The 14,487-nt window shown below is 59.3% G+C and carries 12 protein-coding genes; 10 read left to right on the forward strand and 2 right to left on the reverse strand.

Features of this window, described 5'->3' with window-relative positions; all coding sequences use genetic code 11:
- Positions 1-69 precede the first annotated feature (69 nt).
- From MHK05_RS04190 to MHK05_RS04215, 6 genes are all read left to right on the forward strand, one after another.
- A complete protein-coding gene (locus MHK05_RS04190) occupies positions 70-2,790 on the forward strand; it encodes a valine--tRNA ligase (protein ID WP_239204999.1) in 2,721 nt (906 codons plus the stop codon).
- Complete coding sequence (folC, locus tag MHK05_RS04195; protein ID WP_239205001.1) at positions 2,790-4,325, forward strand: bifunctional tetrahydrofolate synthase/dihydrofolate synthase; 1,536 nt, start codon at positions 2,790-2,792, stop codon at positions 4,323-4,325. Before MHK05_RS04190 ends, folC begins: the two co-directional genes overlap by 1 nt.
- Positions 4,322-4,834 carry a DUF4233 domain-containing protein gene (locus tag MHK05_RS04200; protein WP_023020930.1) on the forward strand — a complete coding sequence of 171 codons (513 nt, stop codon included), beginning with the start codon at positions 4,322-4,324 and terminating at the stop codon, positions 4,832-4,834. The genes folC and MHK05_RS04200 overlap by 4 nt, the downstream gene beginning before the upstream one ends.
- A 55-nt stretch (positions 4,835-4,889) precedes the next feature.
- The gene (locus MHK05_RS04205) at positions 4,890-5,201 is read left to right on the forward strand and encodes a hypothetical protein (RefSeq protein WP_023020931.1); all 312 of its coding nucleotides are present in this window, start codon (positions 4,890-4,892) and stop codon (positions 5,199-5,201) included.
- 78 nt (positions 5,202-5,279) lie between these two features.
- Positions 5,280-5,690, forward strand: coding sequence for a nucleoside-diphosphate kinase (ndk, locus tag MHK05_RS04210; protein WP_005324068.1), 411 nt, complete (start codon positions 5,280-5,282; stop codon positions 5,688-5,690).
- A 161-nt stretch (positions 5,691-5,851) separates the two neighbouring features.
- On the forward strand, positions 5,852-7,156 hold the full coding sequence (locus tag MHK05_RS04215) for an exonuclease domain-containing protein (RefSeq protein ID WP_239205003.1): 1,305 nt from the start codon (positions 5,852-5,854) through the stop codon (positions 7,154-7,156).
- 13 nt (positions 7,157-7,169) lie between these two features.
- Here MHK05_RS04215 and MHK05_RS04220 read toward each other — a convergent pair whose 3' ends face one another.
- The gene (locus tag MHK05_RS04220) at positions 7,170-7,520 is read right to left on the reverse strand and encodes an ArsR/SmtB family transcription factor (RefSeq protein WP_239205005.1); all 351 of its coding nucleotides are present in this window, start codon (positions 7,518-7,520) and stop codon (positions 7,170-7,172) included.
- A gap of 109 nt (positions 7,521-7,629) precedes the next feature.
- Between MHK05_RS04220 and arsB the strand changes: the two genes are divergently transcribed.
- Complete coding sequence (arsB, locus tag MHK05_RS04225; protein WP_239205007.1) at positions 7,630-8,694, forward strand: ACR3 family arsenite efflux transporter; 1,065 nt, start codon at positions 7,630-7,632, stop codon at positions 8,692-8,694.
- Here arsB and MHK05_RS04230 read toward each other — a convergent pair.
- Complete coding sequence (locus tag MHK05_RS04230; RefSeq protein WP_239205008.1) at positions 8,691-9,458, reverse strand: hypothetical protein; 768 nt, start codon at positions 9,456-9,458, stop codon at positions 8,691-8,693. The genes arsB and MHK05_RS04230 overlap by 4 nt on opposite strands.
- Before the next feature lie 202 nt (positions 9,459-9,660).
- Here MHK05_RS04230 and MHK05_RS04235 point away from each other — a divergent pair, with 202 nt between their 5' ends.
- From MHK05_RS04235 to rpmA, 3 genes are all read left to right on the forward strand, one after another.
- Entirely contained in the window at positions 9,661-13,497 is a 3,837-nt protein-coding gene (locus MHK05_RS04235; RefSeq protein WP_239205010.1) for a translation initiation factor IF-2 N-terminal domain-containing protein, read from the forward strand.
- A 226-nt stretch (positions 13,498-13,723) separates the two neighbouring features.
- Complete coding sequence (gene rplU / locus MHK05_RS04240; RefSeq protein ID WP_005324077.1) at positions 13,724-14,029, forward strand: 50S ribosomal protein L21; 306 nt, start codon at positions 13,724-13,726, stop codon at positions 14,027-14,029.
- A 42-nt stretch (positions 14,030-14,071) separates the two neighbouring features.
- Positions 14,072-14,350, forward strand: coding sequence for a 50S ribosomal protein L27 (gene rpmA, locus MHK05_RS04245; RefSeq protein ID WP_005324079.1), 279 nt, complete (start codon positions 14,072-14,074; stop codon positions 14,348-14,350).
- The last annotated feature ends 137 nt before the right edge of the window (positions 14,351-14,487 follow it).

Consider the following 14,487-nt stretch of genomic DNA (forward strand, 5'->3'; position numbering starts at 1 on the left):
TGCGCACCACATACTCGGTGCGCACCCTGCCTAGATGAGCCGGTTGACGTGCAAGGTAGAATCGGCCAGGTGACTGAGCAAAATAATGAGCAATTAGTTGGTACCAACCGCGCTGATGCGCTGCCTAAGTCTTGGGAGCCGCAGGCCGTAGAAAAGGACCTCTATGAGGGCTGGGTAGAAAAGGGCTACTTCACCCCGGATGCACATTCGGAGGCCGAGCCTTATTCCATCGTGCTGCCGCCGCCGAATGTGACCGGTCAGCTGCATATGGGCCACGCTTTGGACCACACGCTGATTGATTCCATTATCCGCCGCAAGCGTATGCAAGGCTACGCCACGCTGTGGTTGCCAGGAGCCGACCACGCTGGCATTGCTACCCAGACCAAGGTCGAAGCCAAACTCAAGGAAACCGAGGGCAAAAAGCGCTGGGACTACGAGCGCGAAGAGTTCATTGACAAGGTCTGGGAGTGGAAAGAACAGTACGGTGGCACCATCCAGAACCAGATGCGTGCCATCGGTGACTCCGTAGATTGGTCTCGCGAGCGTTTCACCTTGGACGATGGCCTCTCGCGCGCTGTGCAGACCATTTTTAAGAACCTTTATGATGAGGGCATGATTTACCAGGCTAACCGTCTGGTCAACTGGTCGCCGGTGCTGGAGACCGCCGTCTCTGATATCGAGGTTGTCTACAAGGACGTCGAGGGCGAGCTGGTTTCCATTCGCTATGGCTCGCTTAATGATGATGAACCGCACCTCATCGTGGCCACCACCCGTGTAGAGACCATGCTGGGTGACGTTGCCATTGCCGTTCACCCAGACGATGAGCGCTATGCTGATCTTGTGGGCAAGGAGCTGCCGCACCCATTCCGCGATGACCTCAAGCTCAAGATCATCGCTGACGATTACGTCGATATGGAGTTTGGTACCGGCGCGGTGAAAATCACCCCGGCACACGATCCGAATGACTACGCGATGGGCACCCGCCACAACTTGGACATGCCTACCGTCATGGATACCACTGGCCACATTGCCAATACCGGCACCCGCTTCGACGGCCTGACCCGCGAAGAAGCCCGTGTGGAAATCCGCGAGGCGCTGCGTGAGCAGGGCCGTATTGTCAAGGAAATCCGTCCTTATGTTCACTCCGTGGGACACTCCGAGCGCTCTGGGGAACCCATCGAGCCGCGCCTGTCCCTGCAGTGGTTCGTAGACGTATCAAAGATGGCCAAGGACTCTGGTGCTGCTGTGCGCGAGGGAGATACCACCTTACATCCGCAGTCGCTGGAGCCGCGCTACTTTGAGTGGGTCGATGATATGCACGATTGGTGCATCTCTCGGCAGCTGTGGTGGGGTCACCGCATTCCTATTTGGTACGGGCCGGAAGGCGAAGATGGCCAGCGAGACATCGTCTGCGTCGGCCCCGATGAAGAGCCCCCAGCAGGCTACGAGCAGGATCCTGATGTGCTGGATACGTGGTTCTCCTCCGCGCTGTGGCCATTTTCCACCCTCGGCTGGCCGGAAAAGACCCCGGATCTGGAGAAGTTCTATCCTACCAACGTGCTGGTCACCGCCTATGACATTTTGTTCTTCTGGGTAGCCCGCATGATGATGTTCGGTACTTTCGCTGGCGCTCATACCCCAGAGCTTTTGGGGGAGGGCACCGATGGTCGACCGCAGGTTCCATTTAAGGATCTTTACCTGCACGGCTTGGTTCGCGATGAGCAGGGCCGCAAGATGTCTAAGTCTTTGGGCAACGGCATTGACCCGATGGATTGGGTGCGTGACTACGGCGCAGACGCCCTGCGCTTTACCCTTGCTCGCGGTGCCAACCCGGGTGTGGACCTGCCTTTGGGCTCTGATGCTGCAGCGGCCGCCCGTAACTTCGCCACCAAGCTTTTCAACGCCACCAAGTTTGCCCTCATGAATGGCGCCGGCGTAGCAACGTTGCCCAACCGCGACGAGCTTAGCGACGCCGACCGGTGGATCCTCGACCGCGCCGAAGAGGTCCGCGCCAAGGTGGATGCATACCTGGATGATTACCAGTTCGCTAAGGCAAACGAGCTGCTCTACCACTTCACCTGGGACGAGCTGTGTGACTGGTACCTGGAGATTGCAAAGACCCAGATCCCGCGGGATGGTGTCAGTGAACAGGGCCGCAATACCCAGATTGTCCTGGGACGCGTCCTAGACGTTGTCCTGCGCCTGCTGCACCCAACCATGCCTTTCGTGACCGAGGTGCTTTGGAAGGCTTTGACCGGCGGCGAGTCTATCGTCGTGGCACCGTGGCCCACCGTTGCCGATACCAATGGTGGCGCTACCAAGGATGAGGTGGCCGCCCGTCGCATTGCAGACGCGGATAAGCTCATTACCGAGCTGCGCCGCTTCCGCTCTGACCAGGGTGTCAAGCCTTCTCAGAAGGTCCCGGGCCGCCTCGACTTTGCCGCTGCTGACCTGTCGAACCAGGAAGAGCTGGTGCGCAACCTGGCTAATACCACCGCTCCGGCCGAAGACTTCGATCCTTCCGCCTCCATTGAGGTACGCCTTTCCCAGGCCACCGTGGAGGTCACCCTAGATACCCACGGCGCTGTAGACGTGGAGGCTGAGCGCAAGCGCCTAGAGAAGGACTTGGCCAAAGCCAATAAGGAATTGGAGCAAACCGGCAAGAAGCTTGGCAATGAGAACTTCCTGTCCAAGGCGCCGGAAGAAGTGGTTAATAAAATTAAGCAGCGCCAGCAGATCGCTCGCGAAGAGGTTGAACGCATTACCAGCCGTTTGGAAGGCCTGAAGTAGTGGCGGAAAAGGACAAGGGCACAGAGGATTTTGAGATCGTCGATGCCCTCAAAGAAGGAACCGACGGCGGTCCGGTGGAAATCACCGAGTCCGGCCTGACGCTCAATCTGGGCATGGGCGGCGAGGATGAGTACAACGAGGCCGCCCCACAGGAGGTTTCCGCCGCGGAGCTACGCGCCCTCGCGGAGGTTGAAGAAGAACTCAATGAGCGGTGGCCCGAAACCAAGATTGAGCCTTCCCTCGATCGCATCGAGCTGCTTATGGATCTGCTCGGTCACCCGGAGCGTTCTTTTGATGTCATCCACATCGCTGGCACCAATGGTAAGTCCTCTACCGCACGCATGGTTGATTCGCTCCTGCGTGCCTTCCACCGCCGAGTGGGCTTGGTAACTAGCCCACACCTGCAGCGCGTTACTGAGCGCATCGGCATCGATGGCCAGCCCATTCACCCGCGCGATTATGTGCGTATTTGGCACGAGATCAAGCCGTTTGTGGAAATGGTCGATGCCCAATCGGACGTGCCTATGTCTAAGTTCGAGGTCCTTGTCGGCCTGTCCTATGCTGCGTTTGCCGACGCCCCCGTAGATGTCGCTGTCGTCGAAGTCGGACTCGGCGGACGTTGGGACGCCACCAATGTGGTCACTGCAGACGTCTCCGTCATCACCCCAGTGGGCATGGACCATACGGATTATTTGGGCGATACGATCACCGAAATCGCAGGTGAAAAAGCTGGCATTATTAAGCCGCGCGAGGATGCCGATGATCCGTTGACCCCGAATGAAAATATTGTGGTTATCGCGGAGCAGGACCCAGAAGCCATGCGCGTCATCTTGCAGCAGGCCGTCGATGTCGAGGCGGGCGTGGCCCGCTCCGGTTCCGAATTTGCGGCCCTCGAATCCCGCATTGCCGTTGGCGGCCAGCAGGTGAATATCCAAGGCCTCGGCGGCCTGTATGAGGACATTTTCCTTCCCCTCCATGGCGAGCACCAAGCCAAGAATGCTGCCGTGGCCCTTGCAGCGGTGGAGGCCTTCTTTGGGGCTTCGGCCGGCCACCCATTGGACGTTGCTACCGTGCGCAATGGCTTCGCCCAGGCGATTTCGCCCGGCCGCCTCGAGCGCGTACGTACCTCGCCCACGACGTTTATTGATGCCGCGCATAACCCGCATGGGGCCAAGGCTTTAGGCGCAGCGTTGGACCGCGATTTCGACTTCGCCCGACTCATCGGTGTGTTGTCCATCTTTGCGGATAAGGACGCAACTGGCATTCTCACCGCGTTGGAGCCGTATCTGACCGAGGTAGTCATTACCCAAAACTCCTCGCCGCGGGCTCTCGACGCTTATGAATTGGCCGAGACTGCTCGCGATATTTACGGCGAGGAACGCGTCCACGTTGCCGAGGATCTTCCCGGCGCTTATGCCCAAGCCGTTGAACTTGCTGAAGACGCGGAGGTGCAATCCGGCTCCGGCATTATCATCACCGGCTCGGTCGTCACTGCCGGTGACGCCCGCGCGATGTTTGGAAAGGAACCTGCATGAGCCGCGACAATCACCACCCAGGCGGAGAGCGCCAACCCCGCCCGCCCCGCAGCAGCCGTGCCCGCGGCCGCGAGGAACATATCCCTGAAAGCGAGATCGGACCCCTAGGCATGGGCCAAGCCCCAGTCAAGGACCCACTTAAAAGCTTCAACGGGATGGTCATTGCCAGCTCCCTGACCATGGAGGCGCTCGCCCTATCCTTCGCACTGCCGATGCTGTACAAGCTGTATGACGGCACCCTGTGGACGCCTTTTAACTATTGCTTTGTCCTTGCCGCCATTGTCTTTCACCTAGTGATGATCGCGTTCATGAATAAGAAGTGGGCGCTAACCGTCATCGTGTGGGTGCAGCTGCTGTGCGTCATCTTGGGCTTTATGGTCCACTGGGCCGTAGCCGCCATCTTCATCATCTTCGGCTTGGAGTGGCTCCTGGCCGTTTACCTGCGCAGTAACCTCATCGCCCGCATGAAGCGTGGCTACCTCACCACGCAGCACCTCAACGAGAAATAGCACGGTAGCCTTGACGGCCTTCGGCGAGTGGCCAAGACGCGATAGACTGGCGGCCATGCGCACTCTCTATCTCGTCCTTGCCGCACTCGCTTGTGTTGCCGCGGTGGTAGCCCGTGCCGCTACGGGAACGCCGTGGCTACCGCTAGTCGCCCTCATTATTGGCGGCGTTTTTCTGGTTTTGGCCCTGCGGAGCAACTTCGAACCGGCCAAAGAAGCCACCTTCGAGGATTTGGATAAGGAACAGCGAGCGGAGCTGCAACGCCTGTTGGCTAATGGACAGTTTGGCGCCGCAGTAGGCCAGGTACGCCTGTGGTTCAGGGGGACTTCGCAGGGGCGCGCCGAAGAGATAGTTAAACAACTCGCATAGCCCTGGACCCCACACTTTTACCCCAAAGGAATACCCCAGCGCGCGACGCAGTCGGGTGGTTTCGGTACAGTGTGGGGCATGACTGAACGTACACTGATTCTCATCAAGCCGGACGGCGTAAAGAACGGCCACGTAGGCGAAATCATCTCCCGAATCGAGCGCAAGGGCCTGAAGCTGGCCGAACTCGATCTGCGCGTTGCTGACCGCGAGACCGCGGAGAAGCACTACGAGGAGCACAAGGATAAGCCATTCTTCGGTGACCTCGTCGAGTTCATCACCTCCGCACCGCTTATCGCTGGTGTTGTCGAGGGCGAGCGTGCCATCGAGGCATGGCGTCAGCTGGCCGGTGGCACCGACCCAGTTTCCAAGGCCACCCCGGGCACCATCCGCGGCGACTTCGCTCTGACCGTTGGCGAGAACATCGTGCACGGCTCTGACTCCCCAGAGTCCGCAGAGCGCGAAATCGCTATCTGGTTCCCGAACCTTTAAAGCCTTTATAGCGTTTCGTACGCACTTAAGCCCGAGCCACCGGCTCGGGCTTTATTCATAGCGTCACCTGGTCCCTCGTTATATGGGCAGCGAGCAGGAGCACAACACGCCTACACTGGTGCGGCTAAGAACTATTTTCAACAAGACGTAGGGAGGCGCATATGCGCGGCTACGCGGTCGTAGACATTGAGACCACCGGATTTTCCTATAAGCACGGGCACCGCATCGTTGAAATTGGCGTCGTGGAGCTATCGCCGGAAGGAGCAGTGCAGGATTCCTGGGAAACGCTCATTAACCCGCAACGCCATATCGCGGCCACGGAAATTCATGGCATTTCCGCCTCTGATGTTCTAGGCGCGCCCACCTTTGCGCAAGTAGCGGACAAGCTGGCTAATTCTCTCGAAGACCGCATATTCGTTGCTCACAATGCGGGATTCGATCGGACCTTTATTCAGTCCGAGCTGCTGGCTTGTCGCGCCTGTTCTGAAGAGGCGTTGCCGGCGATCGATACGGCCGTATTGGCACGCAGGTATCTTGGTCTTCCCAAGGTGAAGCTGGGGGATTGCTGCGCCCATCTGGGAATTCATAATGAGTTGGCACACTCCGCATTGGCGGATGCGATGGCCACGGCGCAACTATTCCAGCATTTCCTGGCCAATACCCCGGCAGCCCAAGAGAACTATATGAGTGAGCGCTTGGCTGAGCAACAGCTGTATCGCAGCCTGGCACCCCACCCGGGTTGGGTGGAGCCGGCACTTCTCAGCCGCGCAGCTGCGGAATCCGCCAAGCAAGCGGCACAGTACGGCGGCTGGTTCGCCGGGCTCGTCGCACAACGTGAGACGCCATCGAATACGGCTGCGGAAGACTATTTCAAGCTTCTCGATGCCGCCTTGCTCGACCGCCGCCTCTCCGCCACCGAGCAAACCCAATTGCTGGCCTTTGCTCAAGCACATGGGCTCGATGAACATGGTCTGCGCGAGCTGCATGAAGCCTATATCACGCTGCTGATTGAAGAAGCCTGGGCTGATGGTGTTGTCACGGCTGAGGAACGCGACATCCTGGCTTCTGTCGGCCGCGCCTTGGGGATCCCGGCTTCTGATATCGAGGCTGCCGTAGACCCCGACACCGCTCCACAGGCAGAAGGTCGGCATGGTGCCCCTAGTGAAGAGGCGCCGCAAGGTTCTGAAAAGGCCGGCAGTATTGGCGGACTCGCCAGCATGGGCGGCATTGTGGTGAGCGCTGGCGAGCGAGTAACCATTACCGGAGCTAAGGCCTACTCGACTGCGGAATGGGAAGAGTATTTTGCCGCGCACGGCGTGGAGATTGGCGGCCTAGCCAAAAAGACCAAGGTGCTCATCGCCGGTGACCCGGACTCGCAATCGGGCAAAGCCAAGAAAGCGAAGCAGTATGGCATTCCCATCGTTGCGGAAGACGTCGCCCGTGAGGTCATTCACTTCGCAGACTAGGACTGGAGCTCTCCTAATCGAAGGAGAGTAATTGGCGCAGCGTGCTGAAGGCTTCCTTTTGCACTCGATGGGTAACGGTACGGCCCGATTGCCGCTTGATTAAAAGGCCGGATTCCCTCAACTTGCCGAGGTGATGAGATACCGTCGGTTGGCTAAGCCCGGAGAGCTCGGTCAACTGCGTAACACTCATCGGGCCGCAGCCCTCATCACACAATATGGACAGCAGGCGAAGCCGGGCTGGGTCAGCAAGTACTTTAAATTGCTGGGAAAAGCGCAAGGAATCGCTCTGGCTGAGCGGGCCACTGCTCAGGGAGCAGCACTGCCCGTCGGGGGTGTTATCAGCATTGCTATGGGAGGAGTCCATGCGCACAGTATAAGGAGGCTGCTTCCTACTCCGTTATATTGACGAGTATCAATATGGGTGATTAAAGTACTGCCTTGAAATGTGAATTCCTCGTCGCGCAAGGAGAGCTATGGCCATTCCGCAAAGCCCAAAATTGTCATTTCTCGATAGATTCCTGCCCGTCTGGATCATCATGGCCATGGCTGTGGGGCTATTGATCGGCCACTTCCTGCCAGGTATTGGAGAAGCACTATCTGCCCTAGAGGTAGGCGGTATTTCTCTTCCGATTGCACTGGGCCTGCTAGTTATGATGTATCCGCCCCTGGCTAAGGTCCGCTACGAAAAGACCCGAGACATTGCTGCCGACGGCCGATTGATGGTGGTATCGATTGTGTTGAACTGGCTGGTGGGGCCTGCATTGATGTTCACCCTGGCGTGGATATTTCTTGCCGACCAGCCCGAGCTGCGAACCGGCCTGATTATTGTTGGGTTAGCCCGCTGTATCGCAATGGTCCTGGTGTGGTCCGATCTCTCCTGCGCCGACCGAGAGGCCACCGCTGTTCTCGTGGCTATTAATTCCGTTTTCCAAGTAGCTATGTTTGGCGTTATGGGCTGGTTTTACCTGCAGATTCTTCCTGGTTGGCTCGGCCTAGATACCACCTCTGCTGATTTTTCTTTCTGGTCCATCGTCACGGCGGTTCTCGTGTTTTTGGGAGTGCCACTGCTGCTTGGTGTCCTCTCGCGGGTCTGGGGTGAGAAAGACAAAGGCCGCGAATGGTTTGAAAACCGCTTCCTTCCGGCAGTATCTCCCTTGGCGATGATCGGCTTGCTATATACCATTGTGTTGCTGTTCTCCCTGCAGGGAGAACAGTTGGTAGCGCAGCCCACGGCGGTGATCAAGGTTGCGATTCCGTTGGTCATTTACTTCGTTGGAATGTTCTTCCTAGCTCTGGGCGTGGCAAAGGCCGTGGGAATGAACTATGCGCAATCTGCTTCCGTGGCCTTTACCGCAGCAGGCAATAATTTCGAACTGGCCATCGCGGTTTCCATTGGCACTTTTGGCGCGGCGTCTGCACAGGCTCTGGCCGGCACCATCGGACCTCTCATTGAGATTCCCGTGCTCGTGGGACTCGTGTACGTCATGCTCTGGATAGGGCCGAAGCTATTTCCAGGAGACGAAAGCTTGCCGCGTTAACGCTTGCCCAATTGGTATAGGCAACGAACCCCGGTCGGTGTGACGGTGTTTTTCCAGTCCTTGGGCGCAGAGCGCAAGGCGATGCGGTCAAGTTTCACTAGGCCCGCCTGTGCCAATTCATCAAGATGCTCACATACTAGGTCGAGATCGACCTGCATGAATCTGGACAGGGCCCTTGCGGAGACCGTATTTCCTTGCACCGCGCCGGCGGCTATGAGGGCGGTGAGGGTGTCCACGTGGGCGTCGGCAAGCTCTAGGCGATCCTCGGTTACTCCTTCAAGCGGATCCTTTTCCAGGATCTTGTTAATGCGCCGCCGGCCAATCCGAAAGGATTGAGAAAACATTGCCCACAGCCCCAAAGGCAAGCCGCACGCCCACCACGCCCCTGACAGGACACCGGCAATGGGCGGGGCAAGTTCTACCTCCGGCACCAGCCCGGCTGCACTTAGTGGGGCCATGGCCAGCGGCGCGGCGATGGGGATAAGCGGGGCGATATAGGCAATGGTGGGATAGTCGCCCTCGCGATACTCCTCCCGCGCGGCGTTGATGCCGCGTGGGTAGTTGCGGATGAGGTGCACTAACCCCAGCACCGCACAGATGGTAAAAATACCGGCTCCTACCAGCATATAATCCACGCCGGTGTTGGCGAATCCAATGGCAAAGCCGGCCGGTACGCCGAAGTAAAGCGCCGAGCGTGCGGGAATTTCATTGCGCTGCCGATACTGCGCCAGCTCGCGGGCGGGGATTCGTGCTAGTTCTGCCACCCTGTCAACATAACACCGCCTGCCAGCCTGGCTGCGTTTCTGTGACACAATGGTAATTAGCGCGTACGAGACGCGTAATAACTTAATACCCACAAACTTTTATAGCGCGCAGAATGCCTCGCGCGGCGGCGGTACAGTCCATGGCTGTGCCTGCGCCCGAGGTAGCGCCTGAAACAGACGATGTACAGGAGTAAGCCCGAACATGGTGGCACAGAACTCTCAAGAAACAACTGAAAACCTCAAGGCGGCGGCGTCTTTGGCCCAGAACTTGGATCGTGGCCAGCTCAAAGACAAGGTCCGCGTTTATGCCCTTGCCAAGCAGCTGGGGCTTGCCTCGCGCGATCTGGTGGCGCAGCTGAAAGAGATGGGGCTAAAAAAGAGCGCGCAAAGCTCCCTTACCCGTGAGGAAGCAGGCCAAGTGCTCGATGCTGTGGCTAAAGCCGCGGCGCTTGGCGATGCCTCCTCTGACGATACCAGCGAAGCCTCCACCGCCGCACCGGACACGGAGTCTGCAGACAATGCTGCTGTACCGCAGGAAGATAATTCAGGCAAGCAGCCCGAGAAGAAGCCGGCGAAGAAGCGCGCCAAGCGCGCACGCAAGGCCACTCGCAAATCCGCAGCCCCGGTGTCCGAAGAGTCGGCCGAGACCGACGCAGCGGGGGAGCAGCCCACAGAAGACGAAGAACGCCTACGCCACCGCGTGCGCAAGAACGTGGATAATGAGATCTCCCAAATCGAAGACAAGGTAGAAGCGTCACTCGCCAAGGCCGCAGCCGATACCGGCTCAGCTGCCGAAGACGCCGCAGCGGCGGAATCCGCGGATGAGGTGGAAGAAGCGCCGGCGAGTGCACTCGATACCGGCACAGTTGATGCGGCGAAGCTGCACGAAGCGCTTGCGGAGGCCGGCGAGGATTTCGAGGATGACTACTACGCCCCGCACATTGTCCCGCGCGCTGAATCTGAGGAAGAATCCGGGCACTATGACTTTGCGCCGATCTTCATGGCCCCACAGCAAGATGATGCAGCGGCCTTCGCACTAGTTGCAGACGCTGCGGAGGAAGATTTCTCCGGCGATGACTCCGAAAGCGACGATGCTGGCGAGGAAGTGAGTGAGCAGCCGGACTCCGGCCGTAGTTCTGGTAAATCCGAGGCTCGCCGTCGAGGTCGCCGCGGCGCCTCCCGCGGACGCGGCGCTAGCTCGAACCGTGAGGATCAGGCTTCCGAGCCCGAATACATTGACGAGCCGAAGGCCATCCGTGGCTCCACGCGCATCGAGGCCCAAAAGCGCCGCCGCGCGGAACTGCGCGCAAAGGGCCGCACCCGCCAGCACATTGTTTCCCAGGCAGAGTTTCTTGCCCGCCGCGAAGCCGTGGAGCGCACCATGGTGGTGCGCGATAAGGAGCGCGAGGATGGTGCCGGAATCATCACGCAGGTGGGCGTGCTAGAAGATGACCTGCTGGTCGAGCACTTCGTTACCACCGAGTCCCAGGCTTCGCTGATTGGCAATATTTACCTAGGACGCGTCCAAAACGTCCTGCCGTCGATGGAGGCGGCCTTCGTAGATATCGGACAGGGCCGAAATGGCGTGCTCTACGCCGGTGAAATCGATTGGCGCAAGACCAAGCTGCATGGGCGCGCCCGCAAGGTAGAAAATGCTCTGAAGTCCGGCGATCAGGTATTGGTTCAGGTGGCCAAGGACCCAATTGGTCACAAGGGCGCGCGCCTGACCACCCAGATTTCCCTTGCCGGCCGCTACCTGGTCTATGTGCCAGGCGGCCGCAGCGCGGGCATTTCCCGCAAGCTGCCCGCCCCAGAGCGCAAGCGCTTGAAGGATATCCTGGGCCGCGTGGTGCCGGGCGATGGGGGAGCGATTATCCGCACCGCTGCCGAAAATGTCTCGGAAGAGGCGATCGCTACCGACGTCAACCGCCTGCACAGCCGGTGGGAGGACATCATCGCCCACGCCAAGAAAGAAAAGTCCTCCAAGGGCGCCAAGCCGGTGACCATGTACGAAGAGCCAAATATGCTCATCAAGGTGGTCCGCGATCTCTTTAACGAAGACTTCACCGAGCTCATCGTTGATGGCAAGCGTTCGTTCAATACCGTCCGCGCCTACGTCGATTCCATGGCGCCGGACCTTGCGGATCGCGTGGTGCGCTTTCGCGCCAAGGACCACGGCGGGCAGGATGCCTTCGAGGCCCACCGCATTGACGAGCAGCTGCATAAGGCCCTCTCGCGCAAGGTATGGCTGCCATCCGGCGGCACGCTGGTCATTGACCGCACCGAAGCCATGACCGTCATCGACGTCAATACCGGCAAGTTCACCGGTTCTGGTGGCAACCTAGAGGAAACGGTAACCCGCAATAACCTCGAGGCAGCCGAAGAAATCGTGCGCCAGATGCGCCTGCGCGATTTGGGCGGCATGATTGTGGTGGACTTTATCGATATGGTCCTGCCAGAAAACCAGGATTTGGTCCTGCGCCGCTTGAAGGAGGCCTTAGGCCGCGACCGCACCCGCCACCAGGTTTCTGAGGTTACCTCTCTGGGCTTGGTGCAGATGACCCGTAAGCGCCTGGGCACCGGGCTGGTGGAGACCTTCTCTACCGAGTGCGAGTGCTGCCATGGCCGCGGGATCATCATTCACCAGTACCCGGTGGACGAGGCTGAGGACAATTCGCGCGAGAAGCACTCTGGGCGCAAGTCCAAGTCGCACAAAAAGCAGACTCATGATCCGCAGCAGCACCCGGCTGCGGTGGCGATGCATAAGCACGAGCTTGATGACGCCCCTGAAAGCGATTCCAAGCCCAAACGCTTTAAAAAGACCCAGGCGCCGGTCTACGGCACCGAGAGCGGAGACGCCGCACGGGAATCCGCAAAGACGTCGCTGGAGGATCTCGTAGCTAACGTCGTTGTGGATGAGTGCGGTGCGGACGAGCCGCACGCTGATCAGAACACGCACAGCGGAGACCGAGACAGCGCTAAGGAGCGCGGACGCGGCCGTGGGCGCCGTCGGGCTCGCAAGCACACCCAGACTGAAGTATCCGATATCGAGGCCATCGCATACGCTGCGGCGGACAATGCTGCGGAAAGCGACGAGGTGCAGGAATTTAATTCCTACGTCCCCGATGCGGATACGGACGCGGACTCGGGTGCCGTCGCTAAGGCCCACCCAGACGCTGGGGAGGGCTCCAAACGCGGCAAGAAGCTGCGCCGGGCGACCCGTCGCTCTAAGGCCACACGCGCTGGCGCAGGCAGCAAGCAGAAAGCCACGGAGTCTGCAGCAGGCAAGACCTATGAAGAGGCTGTGGCCGAGTTTGAGGCTTCCCCGCGCCGCAAGCGCCGCACACGCGGCAATTCGCGTTCTGATAGGCGTCCACAGCCGCAGGAATTCGCAGTCGCCGGTGAACAGGAATCTGCCGTACACAAGGCCGATCACGCGGTACCCGCATCCGATGGCGGTAACGCAAGCGAGGCCGCAGCACAACAGGGGCAGAAGGACTCACGCGGGGAGCGAAAGGGCCGCCGGCGTGGTCGCCGTCGCACGGTGCGCACTCAACAAGCCCAAAGCCGTGTTTCCTCGCGCCTGCCACACGAGGTAAAGGAGAAGACGCAGGAGCACGAGCAGGCGGGTGGCTCGGCCGAGCAGCGACATGAAAAGGCCGTTGGCACCACGCGTGCGGGGCGCACCGGTGGCAAGGGTCGCGGGCGTCGCCGTGCCGTGCGTCAGGCTGCCCCTAAGAAAGCCGTAGCAGAGAACCCGAAGGCAATGAAGTCCGAGTCGGGCCGTTCTACGCGACAGGAAGGCTCGCCGGAGCGCACCGGTTCTGGGAACCGGGCGGGCTCGAGCGATTCCAAGGTCTTGCGCCGTGGCAAGAAGAGGGCGGTGCGCAAAAAGGGGACGTCGGCAAGAGCGAGGGCCCCAAAGTCACAGGATAACGGTGCCCAGAAGCAGTCTGCGGCGAGCGGAGTCCACCCAGAAAAAGCCTCAGCTAAATCTGGGCGCGGGCGGCGCCGTGTAGCACGGCGAAGCAAGTCTTAGGGCTACGCCACGCGGGCACGAAAAGCGTGGTTTGTATTTTGTGCCCGCTACGGGGTAGTCTTTGACAGTCGCTGTTTAGTACTCACAGCGCTGGATCAGTCCGACACTCACTCAGTGAGTTGTGCGGGCATGTTCGCGCGGGAACTAAACGCAATATGTAAGTGTCCATTCGGAACGCGGCCTCCCCGGTTGCTTCCGAGCGAGTTTAGATAAGGGGTAACCCTCTATGTACGCGATCGTCAAGACCGGCGGCAAGCAGTACAAGGTTGCTGAAGGTGACCTCGTCAAGGTCGAGAAGATCGAGGGTGAGCCAGGCTCTGCCGTAGCTCTCACCCCGGTTCTGCTCGTCGATGGCGCCGATGTTAAGTCCAAGGCTTCTGACTTGGAGAAGGTTTCTGTTTCCGCAGAAATCGTTGAGCAGGGTAAGGGCCCGAAGGTCGATATCCTGAAGTACAAGAACAAGACTGGTTACAAGAAGCGTCAGGGCCACCGTCAGCCTGTGACCACCTTGAAGATCACCGGTATCAAGTAAGCCTTAACCGGCTGTAATTATCCCTGAAGGAGGGAAAACCACATGGCACACAAGAAGGGTGCTTCCAGCTCCAGCAACGGTCGCGACTCCGAGTCCAAGCGTCTCGGCGTCAAGCGCTTCGGTGGTCAGCAGGTTAATGCCGGCGAGATCATCGTGCGTCAGCGCGGTACCAAGTTCCACCCAGGTGAGAACGTAGGCCGCGGCGGCGACGATACCCTGTTTGCGCTCGCAGCTGGCTCCGTCGAGTTCGGTATCAAGCGTGGCCGTCGCATGGTCAACATCGTTCCGGCTGAAGAGGTTGCTGCAGAAGCGACTGCTTAACTTCAGTCCGATTAGGCTAATCCTCGAGTCCGTCCCACAGCAGTGTGAAGGGCTTGGGGATTTTTCTGTTGTAAAAGGGTCCTTGGATGCTGCTTCTCGGGGAACACCTGTTGTCGGTGAGGTGATTGTGTGGAGTC

Origin of the sequence: Corynebacterium nasorum, assembly GCF_022347325.1 — a bacterium.
Lineage (GTDB): Bacteria > Actinomycetota > Actinomycetes > Mycobacteriales > Mycobacteriaceae > Corynebacterium > Corynebacterium kefirresidentii.

Excerpts from the sequence above, each read along its gene's own strand:
- MHK05_RS04200 (WP_023020930.1), top strand. The coding sequence starts at position 4,322 with ATGAGCCGCGACAATCACCACCCAGGCGGAGAGCGCCAACCCCGCCCG.
- MHK05_RS04205 (WP_023020931.1), top strand. The coding sequence starts at position 4,890 with ATGCGCACTCTCTATCTCGTCCTTGCCGCACTCGCTTGTGTTGCCGCG.
- ndk (WP_005324068.1), top strand. The coding sequence starts at position 5,280 with ATGACTGAACGTACACTGATTCTCATCAAGCCGGACGGCGTAAAGAAC.
- MHK05_RS04215 (WP_239205003.1), top strand. The coding sequence starts at position 5,852 with ATGCGCGGCTACGCGGTCGTAGACATTGAGACCACCGGATTTTCCTAT.
- MHK05_RS04220 (WP_239205005.1), bottom strand. The coding sequence starts at position 7,520 with ATGGACTCCTCCCATAGCAATGCTGATAACACCCCCGACGGGCAGTGC.
- arsB (WP_239205007.1), top strand. The coding sequence starts at position 7,630 with ATGGCCATTCCGCAAAGCCCAAAATTGTCATTTCTCGATAGATTCCTG.
- MHK05_RS04235 (WP_239205010.1), top strand. The coding sequence starts at position 9,661 with ATGGTGGCACAGAACTCTCAAGAAACAACTGAAAACCTCAAGGCGGCG.
- rplU (WP_005324077.1), top strand. The coding sequence starts at position 13,724 with ATGTACGCGATCGTCAAGACCGGCGGCAAGCAGTACAAGGTTGCTGAA.
- rpmA (WP_005324079.1), top strand. The coding sequence starts at position 14,072 with ATGGCACACAAGAAGGGTGCTTCCAGCTCCAGCAACGGTCGCGACTCC.